The sequence below is a fragment of the Lentzea atacamensis genome, assembly GCF_003269295.1.
GTDB lineage: Bacteria > Actinomycetota > Actinomycetes > Mycobacteriales > Pseudonocardiaceae > Lentzea > Lentzea atacamensis.
The window spans coordinates 261,219-279,896 of the sequence record NZ_QLTT01000012.1 but is presented as its reverse complement, the minus strand read 5'-3'; the positions used below and the strand labels follow the sequence as shown (position 1 = coordinate 279,896).

General features: G+C 68.5%; 15 protein-coding genes and 1 pseudogene. 14 read left to right on the top strand and 2 right to left on the bottom strand.

The annotated features are described in order from the left end of the window. Positions 1-146: 146 nt before the first annotated feature. From C8D87_RS39825 to C8D87_RS39810, 4 genes are all read left to right on the top strand, one after another. The gene (locus C8D87_RS39825; RefSeq protein WP_112231282.1) at positions 147-2,183 is read left to right on the top strand and encodes a DNA polymerase III subunit gamma and tau; all 2,037 of its coding nucleotides are present in this window, start codon (positions 147-149) and stop codon (positions 2,181-2,183) included. 96 nt (positions 2,184-2,279) lie between these two features. Next, entirely contained in the window at positions 2,280-2,582 is a 303-nt protein-coding gene (locus C8D87_RS39820; RefSeq protein ID WP_109633024.1) for a YbaB/EbfC family nucleoid-associated protein, read from the top strand. 3 nt (positions 2,583-2,585) lie between these two features. Further along, entirely contained in the window at positions 2,586-3,194 is a 609-nt protein-coding gene (gene recR / locus C8D87_RS39815; protein ID WP_109630797.1) for a recombination mediator RecR, read from the top strand. Further along, on the top strand, positions 3,191-3,709 hold the full coding sequence (locus C8D87_RS39810) for a uridine kinase family protein (protein WP_215732618.1): 519 nt from the start codon (positions 3,191-3,193) through the stop codon (positions 3,707-3,709). Before recR ends, C8D87_RS39810 begins: the two co-directional genes overlap by 4 nt. Here C8D87_RS39810 and C8D87_RS39805 read toward each other — a convergent pair. Continuing rightward, positions 3,688-6,966 (bottom strand): AfsR/SARP family transcriptional regulator, encoded by a 3,279-nt coding sequence (locus tag C8D87_RS39805; protein WP_112231280.1) that lies wholly within the window; start codon positions 6,964-6,966, stop codon positions 3,688-3,690. The two genes, C8D87_RS39810 and C8D87_RS39805, sit on opposite strands and share 22 nt — an antisense overlap. A gap of 216 nt (positions 6,967-7,182) precedes the next feature. Here C8D87_RS39805 and C8D87_RS39800 point away from each other — a divergent pair, with 216 nt between their 5' ends. From C8D87_RS39800 to C8D87_RS39775, 6 genes are all read left to right on the top strand, one after another. Beyond that, positions 7,183-8,862 (top strand): ABC transporter substrate-binding protein, encoded by a 1,680-nt coding sequence (locus C8D87_RS39800; protein WP_112231278.1) that lies wholly within the window; start codon positions 7,183-7,185, stop codon positions 8,860-8,862. 41 nt (positions 8,863-8,903) lie between these two features. After that, complete coding sequence (locus C8D87_RS39795; RefSeq protein ID WP_109630810.1) at positions 8,904-9,908, top strand: ABC transporter permease; 1,005 nt, start codon at positions 8,904-8,906, stop codon at positions 9,906-9,908. 5 nt (positions 9,909-9,913) lie between these two features. Beyond that, positions 9,914-10,837: an ABC transporter permease gene (locus C8D87_RS39790; protein ID WP_215732617.1), complete on the top strand. Its 924-nt coding sequence runs from the start codon at positions 9,914-9,916 to the stop codon at positions 10,835-10,837. Positions 10,838-10,843: 6 nt separating this feature from the next. Next, positions 10,844-11,842 (top strand): ABC transporter ATP-binding protein, encoded by a 999-nt coding sequence (locus C8D87_RS39785; RefSeq protein ID WP_109630817.1) that lies wholly within the window; start codon positions 10,844-10,846, stop codon positions 11,840-11,842. After that, complete coding sequence (locus C8D87_RS39780) at positions 11,839-12,945, top strand: ABC transporter ATP-binding protein (protein WP_109630820.1); 1,107 nt, start codon at positions 11,839-11,841, stop codon at positions 12,943-12,945. Before C8D87_RS39785 ends, C8D87_RS39780 begins: the two co-directional genes overlap by 4 nt. Before the next feature lie 68 nt (positions 12,946-13,013). Next, positions 13,014-13,625, top strand: a complete 612-nt coding sequence (locus tag C8D87_RS39775; RefSeq protein WP_112231274.1) for a TetR/AcrR family transcriptional regulator — start codon at positions 13,014-13,016, stop codon at positions 13,623-13,625. A gap of 38 nt (positions 13,626-13,663) precedes the next feature. Here the strand turns inward: C8D87_RS39775 and C8D87_RS48325 are convergent. Then, positions 13,664-14,038 (bottom strand): annotated as a pseudogene (locus tag C8D87_RS48325) (DedA family protein); the annotation flags it as partial. Positions 14,039-14,129: 91 nt separating this feature from the next. Here C8D87_RS48325 and C8D87_RS39765 point away from each other — a divergent pair. The 4 genes from C8D87_RS39765 (at position 14,130) to C8D87_RS39750 (ending at position 18,655) form a co-directional block, all read left to right on the top strand. Beyond that, on the top strand, positions 14,130-14,825 hold the full coding sequence (locus C8D87_RS39765; protein WP_170166746.1) for a DUF4184 family protein: 696 nt from the start codon (positions 14,130-14,132) through the stop codon (positions 14,823-14,825). Positions 14,826-15,114: 289 nt separating this feature from the next. Next, positions 15,115-16,548 carry a discoidin domain-containing protein gene (locus C8D87_RS39760; protein ID WP_325049757.1) on the top strand — a complete coding sequence of 478 codons (1,434 nt, stop codon included), beginning with the start codon at positions 15,115-15,117 and terminating at the stop codon, positions 16,546-16,548. Positions 16,549-16,577: 29 nt separating this feature from the next. After that, entirely contained in the window at positions 16,578-17,711 is a 1,134-nt protein-coding gene (locus C8D87_RS39755; RefSeq protein ID WP_112231268.1) for an MFS transporter, read from the top strand. Next, the gene (locus C8D87_RS39750) at positions 17,708-18,655 is read left to right on the top strand and encodes a TolB-like translocation protein (RefSeq protein WP_170154718.1); all 948 of its coding nucleotides are present in this window, start codon (positions 17,708-17,710) and stop codon (positions 18,653-18,655) included. Before C8D87_RS39755 ends, C8D87_RS39750 begins: the two co-directional genes overlap by 4 nt. The last annotated feature ends 23 nt before the right edge of the window (positions 18,656-18,678 follow it).

Below are 18,678 nucleotides of genomic sequence, written 5' to 3'. Positions count from 1 at the left end.
AGGCCTGATCATTTTGGGGGACCGAGTCCCCCGAGCCCCCTGCGGTGCGAGCTCGTTGCGCGGGCAGCAACACCGGTCGCGCCGCGACCAGCACACGTGTGGCGGGACTCGCAGAACTGTCAGGGGTCACCGGTACTGTCTCGGGCGTGGCGCTCGCTCTGTATCGCAAGTACCGTCCTGCCACGTTCTCCGAGGTCGTGGGCCAGGAGCACGTGACAGACCCCCTGCGCACCGCGCTGGCGGCGGGCAGGGTGAACCACGCGTACCTGTTCAGCGGCCCGCGCGGCTGCGGCAAGACCTCGTCCGCCCGCATCCTGGCCCGTTCGCTCAACTGCGTGCAGGGCCCGACTCCCGACCCGTGCGGCGAGTGCAACTCGTGCATCGGCCTGGCACCCAACGGCTCCGGCACCGTCGACGTCGTCGAGCTCGACGCCGCCTCCCACGGTGGCGTTGAAGACACCCGCGAACTCCGTGACAAGGCCTTCTACGCCCCGGCCGAGTCCCGCTACCGCGTCTTCATCATCGACGAGGCCCACATGGTCACCACGCAGGGCTTCAACGCCCTGCTGAAGATCGTCGAGGAGCCGCCGGAGCACCTGATCTTCATCTTCGCCACCACCGAGCCGGACAAGGTCCTCCCGACCATCCGCTCCCGCACGCACCACTACCCGTTCCGCCTGATCCCGCCCGGCGTGATGCGCAGCCTGCTGGAACGCAACTGCGCCGCGGAAGGCGTGACGGTCGACCCGGCCGTCTTCCCGCTGGTGATCAGGGCGGGCGGTGGCTCGGCCCGCGACACGCAGTCGGTCATGGACCAGCTCCTCTCCGGCGCGGGCCCGGACGGCGTGAAGTACGAGCGCGCCCTCACCCTCCTGGGCGTGACCGACTCGGCCCTGATCAACGACGTGGTGGACGGTCTGGCCGCGGGCGACGGCGCCGCGGTCTTCGGCACCATCGACCGCCTCGTGGAAGCCGGCCACGACCCCCGCCGCTTCGCCAGCGACCTCCTGGACCGCCTGCGCGACCTGGTTCTCCTCTGCGCCGTCCCCGACGCCGCCGACCGCAACCTGGTCAGTGCCCCGGAAGACGAACTGGCCACCATGTCGGCCCAGGCGGAGCGCATCGGCCCGGCAGCACTGACCCGCTACGCCGAGATCGTCCACACCGGACTGGTCGAGATGCGCGGCGCCACCGCCCCGCGCCTGTTGCTGGAACTCCTGGTCTCCCGGATGCTGCTGCCGTCGGTGAGCCAGTCGGAAGCCGCGCTGCTCCAACGCCTGGAACAACTGGAACGCCGCCCGCCGGCGGCCATCGCCGCTCCCGGTGAGGCTCCCGCCGCGGCACCTGCGGGCGCCCCGGTCTTCACCCGCAGGTCCCAGCAGCCGCCTGCCGCCGAGGTGTCCCAGCAACCCCAGCCGCCCGCGCCCGCCCGCCCGGCTCCGGCAGCCGCGCCCGTGGCCCAGACGCCCGCTCCGACCCCGGCCCCCACCGCGGCTCCGGTCTCAATCCCCGCGCAGCCCCCGGCCGCAGCCCAGGCCGCGGCTCAGCCAGCAGCCGCTGTCCCACCGCCGTCCGCAGCCCCGGAGCCCGTTGCTCCCGCTGCCAGCGGCATGGACGCGACGGCGGTGCGCCGGATCTGGTCCGAACTGCTGTCCGCGGTCCGCTCGTCCAGCCGCAGCACCGAGGCGATGCTGACCAACGCCATGGTCAGCGAGGTGGACGGCAACGTCGTCACCATCGCCCACACCTCGGCCCCGCTGGCCCGCCGCCTGGCCGAGCCCCGCAACACCGAGGCCATCGCCAACGCCCTCGCCACCGTGCTCGGCGGCACCTGGCAGGTCAAGTGCATCCACGGCGCTCCTGGCGCCGGCCCCCAGGCGGTGCAACCGGCGAAGGTCGCCCGCCCGGCCCCCACCCGCCCGAGCCAGGCGGCCCAGACCGCCCGCCAGCCGGAGCCCCAGCGCCAGGCCCCGCGCCCGCCGGCGGACGACGTCCCGCCGCCGCCGGAACCGCCGGAGCCGGACGAACCCCTCCCGCCGGAACCGGACGACGAAGAGGCGATGCTGGCCGAGGCTGCCCGTCCGGTGGATCCGGACTCGGTGAGCAAGGAGCAGGACCCCGAAGCGGTGATGCTCAAGCTGCTCGCCGACGAACTGGGTGCCCGTCCGCTCAAAAAGGCCTGACCAGCCCGACCGACAGGGGCGGCTCCACCAGCCGTACGCTGGAAGACAACCCCGTGCAGCGAGAGAGGACCAGCGGTGCAACCCGGTCAGTTCGACATGCAGGCCCTGCTCCAGCAGGCCCAGAACATGCAGCAGCAGATGGCGACCGCCCAGGAAGAGCTGGCCAACACCGAAGTGACCGGTAACGCGGCCAACGGCCTGGTGACCGCCACCGTCACCGGCGGCGGCGAGCTGGTCAACCTCGCCATCGACCCGAAGATCGTCGACCCGGAGGACGTCGAGACCCTCCAGGACCTCGTGGTCGCCGCGATCAAGGACGCCAACCAGAAGGCGCAGCAGCTGGTGGAGCAGAAGCTCGGCCCGCTCGCCCAGGGCGGCCTCGGCGGATTGCTCGGCTAGAAGATGTACGAGGGCCCGGTACAGGACCTCATCGACGAGCTGGGCAGACTCCCGGGCGTCGGTCCGAAGAGCGCCCAGCGCATCGCCTTCCACCTCCTGGCAACGGAACCCGCCGACATCGAGCGGCTCCAGCAAGCACTCCAGAAGGTCAAGGAAGGCGTCGTCTTCTGCGACGTCTGCGGCAACGTGTCCGCCGAGACCAGGTGCCGCATCTGCCGCGATCCCAAGCGCGACCTCAGCCTGGTCTGCGTGGTCGAGGAGCCCAAGGACGTCCAGGCGATCGAGCGCACCAGGGAGTTCAAGGGGCGCTACCACGTCCTGGGCGGCGCGCTCGACCCGCTCAGCGGTGTCGGACCGGACCAGCTCCGCATCCGCCAGCTGCTGAACCGGATCGGCACGGCCGTCGACGGCGTGGACATCTCCGAGGTCATCATCGCCACGGACCCCAACACCGAGGGCGAGGCCACGGCCACCTACCTGGTCCGGATGCTGCGCGACTTCCCCGGCCTGACCGTCACGCGGCTGGCCAGCGGCCTGCCGATGGGCGGCGACCTCGAGTTCGCGGACGAGCTCACCCTGGGGCGTGCGCTATCTGGTCGCCGGAGCATGTGACCAACGCTCCACCGCGACTGGGCAACACCCGCCTGGTCGCGGTGGACGGTCCGTCAGGTGCGGGCAAGTCGACGTTCGCGAGGAACCTCGCCGAGCAGCTCGGTGCCCAGCTCATCAGCACCGACCATTTCGCGACGTGGGACGACCCGACCACCCGGTGGTGGCCGAGACTCGTCCAGGCCCTCGACGCGGTGGCCGCCGGCGAACCGGGCCGCTACCGGAAAACCGATTGGTCCCAAGGCTTTCCGTGCATCGCAGAAGGCGACGAGGTCACGGTAAGTCCACAGGGGATGATCATCTTGGAGGGGTTCTCCTCGGCCAGGAAGGCGAACACCCGGCTCAGTCTCGCCATCTTCGTCGACCACGGAGATGAGAAGACGAGGCTGGAACGCGCGGTGGCACGGGACGGTGAGCACCAGCGCGAGCGCTTCATCCGTTGGCAGCAGTACGAAAGAGGCTGGTTCGCGGTCGACGAGACGAAGGCCAGAGCCGACTACGTGGTCACCTCGAGCTGAGCCCGCACCACGCCGGCCTCCGGCGTCCCGATCGCGTTGAACACCTCCAGCGACGACGCCCAGTGCTCCCGAGCCCCGTCCACGTCGCCCAGCGCGGCGGACGCGTCGCCCGCCAGCTGCAGCGCCCGCCCGAACACCCACCGGTGCCCGGAGTCCGAACCGACCGAGGCGGCGCGCAGAGCACACTCCAACGCGCCTGAGGCGTCGTCGGTGTCGAGGTGGATGCGCCCGAGCACGAGCAGCACCTCCATCTCCGCCAGCCGGAACTGCGACCGGCCCGCCTCGACCAGCGCCGAGGTCGCCATCGTCAGCGCCTCGGAGTACCGGCCCGCTCCGCGGTACGCCGACGCCAGCCCGCGGCGGGCCGAGCAGATGCCCCACGAGTAGCCGGTCTCCACCGCGATCGACAGCGCCGACGAGAACTGCTCGATCGCGTCCTCCAGCCGTCCTGCGCCCTCCAGGGCACGGCCGAGCAGGTTCATCGCGTCGCAGACGCTCTTGACGTTCTCCAGGTCCTGCGCGATCTCCATGGCCGCGGTTGCCTCGACGGCCGCCTCGTCGTAACGGCCGCGCATGATCAGCGTGATCGCCATGCCCTCGTGCATGGTGTGACCGAAATTCCGGGCGGCCGCACGTTCGTACAGTTCGCTCGCGCGCGCGAAATAGGAGGCGCCCAGGTCTGGCACGCCGCGCCACGCGTGTACCTCACCCAACGCGCGCATGGAGTTCGCCTGCGTGATCCACGAGTCGAGGCGCGTACCGACCTCCAGCGCCTCCTCGAACGTCACCGCCGCGCGGTCCAGCTGGCCGAGCTGCATGTAGACGCCGCCGAGGTTGAACAGCGCGTTGGCCTGCACCTGGAGCGCACCGATCCGGCGGGTGATCACCAGGGCCCGTTCGAGGTGGTCGGCCGCGTGCTCCAGTTCGCCGAGGTCGATGTAGACGCTGCCGGCGTTGGACAGCACGGCGGCCTCGGCCTCCGGCAGGTCGATGTGCTCCTGCAGCGCGATGGCCTGCTGGTAGTACCCCAGCGCGTTGCGATGCTGCCCGGTCACCCAGTACAGCGTGCCGAGTGACGACAGCATCGCGAGCTGGCCGAGCTCGTCCCTCGGCGCACGGGCGCCCAGCAGTCCCGCCTTCGCCGTCTCGCGCCACTCGGCGGTCAGGCCCTGCGTGTAGAAGTAGCCGCGCAGCGCGTCCGCCAGCTGCCACGGCGAGTTCTCGGGGTCGCGTTCCACCGCGTTCGCCACCAGCGCGACCAGGTTTGCGCGCTCGACGTCCAGCCACGTCAGCGCCTCGGTGCTGGTGCTGAACGTCCGCGGCAGCACGCCGTCCAGCGGGGCCGGGCGCGGGAAGCGGAACAGCGTGGACTTCATCGCCGAGGTGGCGTTGTCGACCGAGCGGACCGCCCAGTCGACCAGCCGCCGCAACGCGAGCCGCGAGTCCGCCCTGCCCTCCTCGAACGCGAGGCGCTCGGCCGCGTAGTCGCGCAGCAGGTCGTGGAACTGGTAGCGGGACGGCGCGTGGTTCGCGATCAGGTTCGCGGTCGCCAGCCGGTCCAGTCGCCGGCGAGCGTCCTGAGTGGTCAGTCCGGAGAGGGCAGCCGCCATCTCCGGGGTGAAGTCCGTGCCGGGAACCAGCGACAGCAACCGGAACATCTGCGCCAGCTCGGGCTTCAGCGCCGTGTAGGACAGGTCGAACGCCGCGTGCACCGCGACGCGTTCGTCGCCTTCGACAGCCAGCGCGGCCAGCCGGTTGCCCGCCCGCAGCTCCTCCACGTAGTCCGCGATGGACAGCTCGGGACGCGACACGAGGTTCGCCGCAGCGATACGCAAAGCCAATGGCAGATGCGCGCACAACGCCGCCAGCTCCAGCGCCGCCGCCTCCTGGGAGGCGACCTCGTCCGCACCCAGGATGCCCGCGAGCAGAGCCTTGGTCTCGTTCCAGTCGAGCACGTCCAGCCGCACGTTCGACGCGGCGTGCGAGACGGCCAGACCGCGCAGCGTGTCGCGAGAGGTCACCAGCACCGCACACCCCGGCGAGCCCGGCAGCAACGGCCGGATCTGCTCGGCGGAAGACGCGTTGTCCAGCAGCAACAGCACTCGTTGCCCGGTCAGGGTCGACCGGAACATCGCCTCCTGCTCGTCCTGGTCCAGCGGCACCTGGTCCGGTTCGGTGCCCAGCGCGCGCAGGAACCGCGGCAGCACGTCCACCGCGCTCAACGGCGGACCGGGGGCGTATCCGCGCAGGTTGACGTACAGCTGGCCGTCCGGGAAGTCCGCCCGCATCCGGTGCGCTGCGTGCACGGCCAGCGCCGTCTTGCCCACTCCCGGCGGCCCGGCCAGCGTGACCACCGGCACGCCCTGCGCGGTCCGCAGCAGCGCGATGATCAGCGACACGGCCTCGTCGCGGCCGACGAAGTCCGGGATGTCCGCCGGCAGCTGCGACGGCACGACCCGCTCCGGCTTCGCGGCGACCACGGGCGCGCCGGAGGACACCGCCGCCACCGCGTCGATCGACCCCGACAGCACCTGGCTGTGCACGCGCCGCAGCTCGTCGCCGGGGTCGATGCCCAGCTCGTCGCCCAGCAACCGGGAAACCCGCTGGTAGGCGGCCAGTGCCTCGCTCTGCCGGCCGGACCGGTACAGCGCCACCATCAGCTGCGACCAGAACCGCTCGCGCAACGGGTGTTCGCTGGTCAGCCGGGAGAGCTCGGCCACCAGCTCGCCGTGCCTGCCCAGTTCGAGATCGACCTCGACCCGGCGCTCCAGCACGTGCAGGCGGCGTTCGTTGAGCCGTGGCACCTCGTCGCGGTGCAGGATCTCCGACGGCACGTCGACCAGCGCCGGACCCCTCCAGAGGCCGAGAGCGGCGGCGAACGCGGCCGAGGCGGCCTGCAGGTTGCCGGCGGCGCGTTCCTGCTCACCCTGTTCGATCAGCGGCTCGAAGCGCATCAGGTCGATGGTCTTCTCGTCGACGTCGATCAGGTACCCGTCCGGGACGGTCCTGATCGGCACCGACGGCCCGAGCAGCTGTCTGAGGCGCATCACGTACGTCTGAAGGGTCGCTCTGGCACGGGCGGGCGGCTCGTCGCCCCACACGTTCGCGGCGAGCTCGTCCACCGACACCGACGTGCCCGCACGCAGCAACAACGACACCAGCAATGCCCGCTGACGGCCTGCGCGCACCAGCAGTGGTTCGGAGTCGAGGAGGACCTGGAGAGGGCCGAGGACGCGGAACTCGACCTGCCTGCTCATGCGTCCTCCTCCGCGTGTCGTTGTTGTTTCTACAGCCTAGGAGAGCGTTCGACGCATCTGTGGTGCTCACGTTGGGTCAGCGGGCATGCGCCGGACGTATCAGAATGCCTGGTCTAGTGGCCGGATCGTGACCTGAGTTACCTCGGGAGGGGTATGTACAACGGTTATGGTCGGCGACCACACCGTGAGATGTGCGGATTGTCCAAGGGGTGTTTGATGGTCCACTCAGTAACGGCTCGCCGCCGTTGGGTTGCCGCGATCGGCTTCCTCAGCGTCAGCGCGCTGGCCCTGTCAGGTTGCGCGCAATCCCAGCGCGACTCAGGTGGTGGCGGCAAGGAAGGCGGCACGCTGACCTTCGGTGCCGCCGGCGCACCGAAGCTCTTCGACCCGTTCTACGCGACCGACGGCGAGACCTTCCGGGTCGCCCGCCAGATGTACGAGGGTCTGGTCGGCTTCAAGCCGGGTACCGCCGAGGTCGAGCCCGCGCTGGCGACCGAGTACAAGCCCAGCGAAGACGGCAAGACGTGGACCTTCACCCTCAAGGAGGGCGTGAAGTTCCACGACGGTACGGACTTCAACGCCGAAGCCGTGTGCTTCAACTTCGAGCGCTGGTACAACCAGAAGGGCGCCGGCCAGTCCGACGCCGTCTCGCAGTACTGGCTGGACAACTTCGGCGGGTTCAAGGACACGCCGGACAAGCCCTCGCTGTACAAGTCCTGCACGGCCAAGGACCCGAAGACGGCGGTCATCGAGCTGACCAAGGTCACCTCGCAGTTCCCGTCGGTCCTCGGCTTCACGTCGTTCTCGATCTCCAGCCCCGACGCGCTGAAGAAGTACGACGCGGACAACGTCCAGGCCGCCGGTGACGCGTTCACCTACCCGGCCTACGCGAACGAGCACCCGACCGGCACGGGCCCGTTCAAGTTCAGCAAGTACGACAAGGCCAACAACACCGTGGAGCTCGTGCGCAACGACGCCTACCACGGCACGAAGGCCAAGCTGGACAAGATCGTCTTCAAGATCATCCCGGATGAGACCGCCCGCAAGCAGGCGCTCAAGGCCGGCGACATCGACGGTTACGACCTGCCGAACGCGGCCGACTGGGCCGGTCTGAAGTCCGACGGCTTCAACGTGGCGATCCGTCCGGCGTTCAACGTCTTCTACCTGGGCATCAACCAGAAGAACAACCCGAAGCTCGCCGACCTCAAGGTCCGCCAGGCCCTGATGTACGCGATCAACCGCGAGCAGCTGGTCAAGTCGCAGCTGCCCGAGGGTGCCAAGGTCGCGACGCAGTTCATGCCGGACACCGTGAACGGCTACAACAAGTCGATCCCCGAGGTGAAGTACGACCTCGAGAAGGCCAAGTCGCTGCTGGCCGAGGCCGGTGCCTCCGACCTGACGCTGAAGTTCTACTGGCCGTCCGAGGTCACGCGTCCGTACATGCCGTCCCCGAAGGACCTGTTCGGCGCGATGTCCGGCGACCTGCAGAAGGCCGGCATCAAGATCGACGTCGTCACCAAGCCGTGGAACGGTGGCTACCTGACCGACGTCGACCAGGGCATCCCGGACCTGTTCCTGCTCGGCTGGACCGGTGACAACGGCACCGCGCACAACTGGGTCGGCACGTTCTTCGGCCGCCCCGACAACCGCTTCAACACGGGCACGTCGCCGTGGGGTGCCACGCTGGCGGCCGACCTGGCCAAGGCTGACTCCGAGCCGGACGAGGCCAAGCGCACCGCGCTGTACGAAGAGATCAACAAGAAGATCATGGAGGAGTACCTTCCCGCGATCCCGATCTCGCACTCCCCGCCCGCTCTGGTGTTGAAGTCGGACATCAAGGGTGTCGTGCCGAGCCCGTTGACCGACGAGAAGTTCGGCCCGGCCTCCAAGGGCTGAGCTGACCAGCTCCCACCACAAGAGAACAACGGGGTAGCTCAGTGCTCCGCTACACGATTCGACGGCTGATTCAGCTGGTCGGCGTGGTGCTGGTGCTCTCGCTGCTGCTCTTCGCGTGGATGCGACTTCTCCCAGGAGGGCCGGTTTCGGCCCTCCTGGGAGAACGCGCTACGCCGGAGTCGCGCGCGGCCCTCACCAAGCAGCTCGGCCTCGATCAGCCGATCATTGTGCAGTACTTCAAGTTCCTCGGTCGTGCGGCGACCGGCGACTTCGGCGTCTCCACCGGTGTCCAGCCCGGTGACTCCGCCCTCGAAATCTTCCTCCAGCGGTTCCCCGCGACGATCGAGCTCAGCTTCTTCGCGATCGTGATCGCGATCGCGATCGGTGTTCCGCTCGGCTATCTCGCCGCGAAGCGCCGCGGCGGCTGGTTCGACAACTTCAGCGTCATCGGTTCGCTGATCGGCGTCGCCGTGCCGGTGTTCTTCCTCGCCTACGTGCTCAAGGACGCGGCATCAGTGGGCCTGGGCCTGCCGTCGCAGGGCAGGCAGGGTGACATCAACGCCACCCGCGTCACCGGGTTCTTCACCCTGGACGGCATTCTCACCGGCGAGTGGGACGCGACGCTGGACGCGCTGGAACACCTGATCCTGCCGTCGATCGCGCTCGCCACGATTCCGTTCGCCGTGATCTTCCGGATCACCAGGGCGGCCGTGCTCGACGTGCTCGACGAGGACTTCGTGCGCACCGCCGAGGCCAAGGGTCTCACCGCACAGCTGATCCGCCGCCGGCACGTGCTGCGCAACGCGATGCTGCCGGTGGTCACGACGATCGGTCTGCAGACCGGCGCACTGCTCTCCGGCGCCGTGCTCACCGAGAAGGTGTTCTCGATCCCCGGTGTCGGTCAGGCGCTCGCCATCGGGTTCGAACGGCGTGACTACCCGGTGCTGTTGTTGCTGATCATCATGGCCACGATCGTCTACGTCGTGGTCAACCTGTTGGTCGACCTCTCGTACGCGCTCATCGACCCGCGCATCAGGACGAGGTGAGCGCAGTGACACTCGGAGTCTCCAAGAAGGAAAAGATCGACGACCTCGCCGAGAGCGCGGGCGTCTCGCTCGCCGCGAGCGCCTGGAAGCGGTTGAGGCGCAGCCCGGTGTTCCTCATCGGCGCGGTGATCATCGGCATCTTCATCGTGGTCTCGCTGCTCTCGCCGTGGCTCGCTCCGCACAACCCGTCCGACCCGATGCTGATCGACCAGGTCGTCAAGGCGCGCAACGAGATCCCGCCGCCGCAGCCGGGCCACCCCCTCGGCGGTGACCTGCAGGGCCGCGACTTCCTGTCGCGTCTGCTGGTCGGTTCGCAGCAGACGCTGATCGTCGGTGTCGGTGCGACGCTGATCGGGCTGACCGGCGGGTTGATCCTCGGCACGCTCGCGGGCGCGCTCGGCGGCTGGGTCGACTCGACCGTCATGCGTCTGGTCGACGTCATGCTGTCGCTGCCGAGCCTGCTGCTCGCGTTCTCGATCGCGGCGATGTTCGCGAAGCCCAGCCAGTTCACCGTGATCCTCGCGGTCGCGATCGTGCAGATCCCGGTGTTCGCGCGGTTGCTCAGAGGCTCGATGCTCGCGCAACGGCACAGCGACCACGTGCTGGCGGCGACCGCGCTCGGTGTGAAGAAGGGCGCGATCGTGTTCCGGCACATGCTGCCGAACTCGCTCAGCCCGGTGATCGTGCAGTCCACGCTGGTGCTGGCCACCGCGATCATCGAGGCGGCTGCGCTGTCGTTCCTCGGCCTCGGCAACCCGGACGACAGGATCCCGGAGTGGGGGCAGATGCTCGGTGACGTGCAGAACGTCTTCGACACGCATCCGCACCTCGCCGCGTACCCCGCGATCTGCATCATCATCGTCGCGCTCGGCTTCACCCTCATGGGCGAGACGCTGCGCGAAGCCCTCGACCCGAAGAACAGGCGGTGAGTCGTCGTGGCACTGCTCGAAGTTCGTGACCTCACCGTGGTCTTCCAGCGCAAGGGCGAGGAGCCGTTCCGCGCCGTCGACGGCGTCAGCTTCGACGTCGAGCCCGGTCAGACCGTGGGTCTGGTGGGCGAGTCGGGCTGCGGCAAGTCCGTGACATCGTTGGCGATCATGGGTCTGCTGCCCAAGCGCGGCGCCAAGGTCACCGGCACGGTCTCCTACGACGGCACGGACCTGCTGAAGCTGTCGGACCGGGAGATGCGCGACCGTCGTGGCCGCGATCTCGGCATGGTCTTCCAGGACCCGCTGTCCTCGCTCAACCCCGTCGTCCCGATCGGCCTGCAGGTCACCGAGGTGCTCGAACGGCACCGCGGCATGCCCCGCAAGGAAGCCATGATCGAGGCGAAGAACCTGCTCGACAAGGTCGGCATCCCGGACCCGAACCGGCGGCTCAAGGAGTACCCGCACCAGCTCTCCGGCGGTATGCGGCAGCGCGCGCTCATCGCGATCGCGCTGGCGTGCCGGCCGAAGCTGCTGATCGCGGACGAGCCGACGACGGCGCTGGACGTGACCATCCAGGCCCAGATCCTCACGGTGATGAAGGAACTGGTGCAGGACCTCGGCACCGCGCTCGTGATGATCACCCACGACCTGGGTGTCGTCGCGGGCCTGTGCGACGAGGTGAACGTGCTGTACGCCGGCAAGGTGGTCGAGAAGGCCATGCGGCACCCGCTCTTCTCGGAGCCGCGCCACCCGTACACGCACGGCCTGCTGGCCTCGATTCCGCGCCTGGACGCGGCGCGCGGCGAGAAGCTGACGCCGATCAAGGGCTCGGTCTCCGACAACATCCCGTGGGCGCAGGGCTGTGCGTTCGCACCCCGTTGCCCGAACGCGCTCGACGTGTGCGTTCAGGTCACACCCGCGGAAGAAGACCAGCTGGGTCGCCTGCTCCGCTGCCACAACCCGGTGGTGCCGGGAACTCCCGCCGCCGAGGAGGTGCCGGTATGAGCGAGACCCTGGTCTCGGTCCAGGACATGAAGGTGCACTTCCCGATCAAGCGGGGCGTGTTCATGGATCGCACGGTCGGCTACGTCTACGCGGTGGACGGTGTCGACCTGGAGATCAAGCGCGGCGAGACCTACGGCCTGGTCGGCGAGTCGGGCTGCGGCAAGTCCACCCTCGGGCGGGCGATGCTGCGGCTCAACGAGCCGACGGCCGGAAAGATGATCTTCGACGGGCAGGACTTCTCCGCCATCAAGGGCGAGGAGCTGCGCAGGATGCGGCGCCGGATCCAGATGGTGTTCCAGGACCCGCTGTCCTCGCTCGACCCGCGCCAGTCCGTGGAGTCGATCCTCATCGAGGGCCTGCGGGCGCACGACCTGGACAAGAGCAAGGAGGAGACCGGCAAGCGGTTGCGCGAGCTGCTCTCCGCCGTGGGCCTGCCGACGACGGCGCTGCGCAAGTACCCGCACGAGTTCTCGGGCGGTCAGCGGCAGCGCATCGGCATCGCCCGCGCACTGGCGCTCAACCCGGACCTGATCGTCGCCGACGAGCCGGTGTCCGCGCTGGACGTGTCGGTGCAGGCCCAGGTCGTGAACCTGCTGGAGGAACTCCAGGAGCAGTTCGGCCTGACCTACCTGGTGATCGCGCACGACCTAGCGGTCGTGAAGCACATCTCCGACCGAGTCGGCGTGATGTACCTCGGCGGCCTGGTCGAGGAGGCCACCTCCGAGGACCTCTACGCCGAGCCGCTGCACCCGTACACGCGGGCGCTGCTGTCCGCGATCCCGGTGCCGGACCCCGTGGTCGAGGACCGGCGTGAGCGCATCCTGCTGGCGGGCGACCTCCCGTCGCCCGCGAACCCGCCGTCGGGCTGCCGGTTCCACACCCGGTGTCCGTGGCGGCAGCAGACCAAGTGCGACACCGAGCGTCCCGTGCTGCGGGAGCTCAAGCCGGGGCACAAGGTGGCGTGCCACTGGGCAGAGCAGATCCGCTCCGGCGAGATCCAGCCGCACGAGGTGAAGCCGATCCTGGTGGAGGAGGGCGACGGCATCTCGCCGGACATTCCCCTCGTGGGACCGGCGTCCGTCACAGAGGCGCTCAACCCGTAAGACGATCCGGGGCCACCTTTCGAGGTGGCCCCGTTCGTTTCTCCAGGGTCGTCCGCTGTCCTGGGTGGATGGACAGTCGTGGGGCGATTCTGCTGAGAGCTGCGGAGATCGCGTCCGTCGACGGGCTCGAAGGAGTCACGATCGGGCGGCTCGCGGTCGAGCTCGGCATGAGCAAGAGCGGGGTGTTCTCGCACTTCGGTGCCAAGGAGGAGCTGCAGCTCTCCACCGTCCACACCGCCGCGGAGATCTTCTCGCGCGAGGTGGTGGTCGCCGGCGGGCCGGTGCTCGACCTGTGCGGACGCTGGCTCGACTACTCGAAGCGCCGCGTGTTCCCCGGCGGCTGCTTCTTCGTCGTGACGCGGTCCGAGTTCGCCGCCCGCCCCGGCCGCGTGCGCGACGCGCTGATGCTCTTCAACCTGCGCTGGATCTCACTGCTGGAACGGCTTTGCGGTGACGCGCAGCTGGCGTTCGAAGTGGACGCGTTGCTGACGGCCGCAGACCGCTTCGCCGTGCTCTACGACGACGCCTCGGCGTACGAGAGGGTGCGGCTGGCGTTGCGCGCCCGGATCGCCATGCCGACCGGGATGGAGATGAGCGTGGCCACGGCCATCGACAGCAACATCGCGAGCCAGACCTCGTCGACGATCTGGCCGCCGATGTACCCGACGGTGGCGGGGTAGACGCTCCACAGCGCCGACCCGACGGCCGCGACCGGCACGAACCTCTTCACCGGCCACTTCAGCGCCCCGGCCAGCAACGCCCCGACGATGCCGCCCGCGGGCAGGAACCGTGCCGCGATGAGGATCGTCTCGCCCTTGGACGCCAGCTGGTCCGCGGTCCACACGACCATGGCCCGCGCCTTCACGTTCTTGTTGACGCGGTCGAGGGCCTTCATGCCCATCCGCCGGCCCATCGTAAAGTTGATCATGTCGCTGGCCAGGCAGCCGGCAGCGGCGACGAGCACCACCAGGTACAGCGGAACCTCACCGGACGCGGCCAGGACGCCGGCACCGATGAGCACGGCCTCCGTCGGTGCCAAGGGCACGACGGCGACCAGGAACAGCACGACGAGGCTGGCGGCTGTGGCGCTCATGATCGGTGAACGTACGTGACCTACATGAACAATCCCGACCAGGGTGTTTCTTCAGGCCACCCACAGGATTGAAGTCGATCTACGCTTGGTCGTGCCGTTCACCCTCGCGCATCCGGCAGCGGTGCTCCCACTGCGCCGGTTCCTCTGGTTCCCCGGACTGGTGGCGGGCGCCATGGCACCGGACCTCGGCTACTACGTCCCGGTCCTGCCGACCCACGACGTGCTGGGTGGATCTCTCGCCGCGGTGGTGTTGTTGCTGGTCGGACGCTTGTTGCTGCCCTCGCTGATGGCACTGGCGCCCGAGTTCGTGCGGACGAGGGTGTCGCGTCCGGCGGACTTCCGCCAACCGCTCCTGCGCGCGTTGTCCATTGTGGCCGGTGTGCTCACGCACCTGCTGTGGGACGCCTTCACGCAGACCGACGGATGGTTCGTCCAGCAGTGGGACTGGTTGGACATCGCGGTCGTCAGCCCGCACCGGCTCTACAACGTGATCGGTTACATGTCATCCGTCGGCGGCGTCGCGCTGCTCGTCTGGATCGGTCTGGCTGCCCCTGGGGGCAATGACTGGCCGTCACGTCCCGGAATTTCCCGGCACGGATTCCGGTTCCTCGTCGTCCTCGCGGCCGTGGTCGGCGCTGTCTGGTCGCTGTCTGATCCGGTCAGCCAGGTGAGCCTCTATGACTGGGTGCGGAGGCTGCTGCTTGGAGTGATCCAGGGCACATGCTTCGGGCTGGCAGTGAACGCCGTTTTCTGGGGCATCAAACAGTCACGACATGACACGGTATGACAGATCAATTCGCACGCCTGAACTCGATCTGTCACTGATGCAACCGGCAAATCTGTCGTTGACCTGCGCATTCAGGCGTCATTAACCTCCGAGGTCCAATAGGAAAGCTTCTTTACCAATCCTTCGAGCCGCTGCCCTTGCCCAGGAGGACGAAGTGATCAGAAAGCGCACCAGAGCCGGTGTCGCGTTAGCCCTGTTTGCACTGGTCATACCCCAGATCGCAGGCTCGGGCACGGCGAACGCGGCCGATACCCTGCTGTCTGCCAACAAACCCACCACCGTCTCGTCCGTGGAGGCTGCGACCTTCGGCGGTGCCAACGCCGTGGACGGAGATCCGACCACTCGCTGGGCGAGCCTCGAAGGCGTCGACCCGCAGTGGATCGCCGTCGACCTCGGCGGCAACGCCACCATCTCCAGGGTCAAGCTCAACTGGGAGGTTGCGTACGCCTCGGAGTACAAGATCCAGACGTCGGCCGACGGATCGTCGTGGAGCACCAAGAAGACGCTCTACAGCCAGAACGGCGGCATCGACGACGTCTACTTGACGACCTCTGGCCGCTACGTGCGGATCTACGGCACCAAGCGCGGCACGCCCTACGGCTACTCGCTCTGGGAGATGGAGGTCTACGGCTCCATCGAGGGCGGCGACACCTCACCGCCGACCGCGCCGACGAACCTCGCGAGCACGGGCACCACGTCGAGCTCGGTGAGTCTGCAGTGGACGGCCGCGACCGACGACCGCGGCGTGGTCGGCTACGACGTCCTGCGCAACGGCAGTGTCGTCGGCACGCCCACGGGCACGACGTTCACCGACAGCGGCCTGGCTTCCGGTACGGCGTTCACCTACACCGTCCGCGCTCGCGACGCGGCCGGAAACCTCGGGCCCGTCAGCAACGCGGTGACGGCGACGACCCTGCCGGCCGGACCCGGCGACAACATCACGATCGTCGTGGCGGGTGACATCGCGGCGCTGAACAACAGCGCGCACTACGAGACCGTGAGGCTCATCGACCAGATCAAGCCGAACCACATCCTGACGGTCGGTGACAACCAGTACGACAGCGGAACGCTGACGGAGTTCCGCAACCACTACGACAAGTCGTGGGGCAAGTACAAGAGCATCACCCACCCGTCGCCCGGCAACCACGAGTGGTACGACAACCTCAACGGTTACAAGGCGTACTTCGGCGCCATCGCCTACCCGCAGGGCAAGCCGTACTACAGCTGGGAAGCAGGCGAGTTCCACTTCGTCTCGGTCGACTCCGACCCGATGGACAACAACGGTTCCGACTCGGCGCAACTCAGCTGGCTCAAGACCGACCTGGCCAACAACACCAAGCCCTGTGTCGTCGGCTACATGCACCACCCTCGGTTCACCTCCGGCAAGTACGGCGACAACGCGAAGATCGCGCCGTACTGGAACGCGTTCGCGGACGTCAAGGCCGACCTGATGCTCGGTGGCCACAACCACCACTACGAGCGGCTCGCGCCGTTGAACAAGAGTGGTGCGATCGACCAGACCAACGGCGTGCGGTCGGCGGTCGTCGGCATCGGTGGTGACTGGCTCTACAAGGAGCGCACCCCTCGGGTGGGCGTGGAGAAGTACTTCTCCGACAGCCACGGCGTCATGAAGCTCACCATCTCCGGCCGCTCCTACTCGTGGGAGGTCATCGACACGGCCGGCACGGTGCGCGACAAGGCCGGTCCCTACACCTGTCGCTGATCGGTTCTGGCTGTTGATCGGAGGCCGTCGTGTACATCGCAACCGCTCGACAAGCTCCCGCCTCGGGTGGCACCGGCAGGATCGGGGCGAACGTGCTCGCCCTGGGCGCGGTCTCACTGCTCACGGACGTCTCCTCCGAGATGGTGACCGCGATCCTGCCGCTGTACCTGGTGCTGGGGCTGGGGTTCTCCCCGCTGCAGTTCGGTGTGCTCGACGGCATCTACACCGGTGTGACGGCACTGGTTCGAGTCGTCGGCGGTCATGCGGCTGACCGCTGGCAACGGCGCAAGCTCGTGGCCGGCCTGGGTTACGGAATCTCGGCGGTGGGCAAGCTGGGCTTGCTCGCCGCCGGGACCTCCGCCACCGCGATGGGGCTCGTTCTGGCGGGGGACAGGACGGGCAAGGGCCTGCGCACCGCACCGAGGGACGCACTGATCACGTTGAGCAGTGAGCCTTCGGCGCTTGGACGCGCCTTCGGTGTTCACCGTGCCATGGACACCGTCGGCGCGTTCCTGGGCCCGCTCGTGGCGTTCTGTCTCCTGTGGACGCTTCCGGCTCGCTACGACGTGGTGTTCGTCGTGAGCTTCTGCTTCGCGGCACTGGGAGTTCTGGTCCTGGTGCTCTTCGTCCGCGACCACCGCGACGTGCTGCCACGCGTCGCGGTGTCGCTGCGAAGTGCCTTCGGGTTGCTGCGGTCCAGGCCGTTCCGGCGGGTCTGCCTGGTCGCGTGCGGACTCGGGTTCCTGACGCTGGGCGACGGGTTCATCTACCTGTTGCTGCAGAAGAAGCTCGACGTCGACGTCGCCTACATCGCGTTGCTGCCGCTCGGCACGGCGGGCGTGTACCTGCTCGCCGCCGTGCCGATGGGCGCGCTGGCCGACCGGGCCGGCCGGTGGCGGATGTTCCTCGTCGGCCACCTCGCGCTGCTCGGCGCGTACCTGTTGTTCTTCGGTGCGTCCGGAATCGCCCTGCTGGTGGGCGTTCTGGTGCTGCACGGGTTGTTCTACGCCTGCACGGACGGCGTGTTGATGGCCGTCGCAGGTCCGCTCATCCCCGACGAACTGCGCACGTCCGGTCTGGCCCTGCTCCAGACCGGCCAGGTGCTGGCTCGGGCGTCTTCCTCGGTGATGTTCGGTGCTCTTTGGACGTGGTCTGCTTGGTGAGGATCCTGGTCGTCGTCGTTGCCGTGATCGCGCTTGGCCTCGGCGCCACGGCCTACGCCCTGCGCGCGCCGGACGAGGTCCCCGTTCCGGTCGCGGTCGAGCCGGGGCCGGTCGAGCTGACCCCCGGCCGTCTGCTGTTCGTGGACGACGCGAGCGGCAAGGTGGCGTCGGTGCCGCTGTCCGATCCCGGCGGCCCGCGCCGGGTGAGTGCGTTGTCCTGCAAGCGGTTCTTCACCGCGGCGAAGGTGGGACTGTGTCTCGCGGACCGAGCAGGCCCGTTCCCGGGATCCACCTCGATCTTCGTCGACCAGGCGCTGTCGGAGACCAGCCGCGTCGACGTCGCGGGCGTACCGAACCGCGCGAAGCTGTCGCCGGACGGGCGGATGGCGTCCTGGACGACGTTCGTCACGGGTGACTCGTATGCCCAGACAGGAGCGTTCTCCACCCGCACGGGCATCTACGACCGGGAGACGCTGCAGTACCAGAGCAACATGGAGGGCACGCGGATCGCCGGCATGAAGAGGGCGGAGGACATGAACTTCTGGGGCGTGACGTTCACCGAGAACAACCGCTCCTACTACGCAACGATGTCCACCGGCGGCAAGACCTATCTGATCAACGGCGACTCGGTCGACATCTTCGCGAAACCGTTGCGGGAGAACGTCGAATGCCCGTCGTTGTCCCCGGACGGCAAGCGCGTGGCGTTCAAGAAGCGCGTGCCGGGCGACGGCGCGCGGCCGTGGCGTCAGCACGTGCTGGACCTGACCACGATGGTGGAGACACCCCTGGCCGAGACGCGTGGGATCGACGACCAGGTGGTGTGGCTGGACAACGACACCATCGCCTACGGCCTGCCGGGAGAGGGCATCTGGGCCGTGCAGGCGAACGGGGAGGGCGCGCCGCGGCAACTGGTGCCGCACGCATCCTCCCCGTCCCTCGTCTAGCGCCGCAACCGCCAGCCTTTGCC

What these genes read in the sequence shown, in the direction of transcription:
- C8D87_RS39780 (WP_109630820.1), top strand. Translation starts at nt 11,839, where the DNA reads ATGAGCGAGACCCTGGTCTCGGTCCAGGACATGAAGGTGCACTTCCCG.
- recR (WP_109630797.1), top strand. Translation starts at nt 2,586, where the DNA reads ATGTACGAGGGCCCGGTACAGGACCTCATCGACGAGCTGGGCAGACTC.
- C8D87_RS39805 (WP_112231280.1), bottom strand. Translation starts at nt 6,966, where the DNA reads ATGAGCAGGCAGGTCGAGTTCCGCGTCCTCGGCCCTCTCCAGGTCCTC.
- C8D87_RS39775 (WP_112231274.1), top strand. Translation starts at nt 13,014, where the DNA reads ATGGACAGTCGTGGGGCGATTCTGCTGAGAGCTGCGGAGATCGCGTCC.
- C8D87_RS39800 (WP_112231278.1), top strand. Translation starts at nt 7,183, where the DNA reads ATGGTCCACTCAGTAACGGCTCGCCGCCGTTGGGTTGCCGCGATCGGC.
- C8D87_RS39820 (WP_109633024.1), top strand. Translation starts at nt 2,280, where the DNA reads ATGCAGGCCCTGCTCCAGCAGGCCCAGAACATGCAGCAGCAGATGGCG.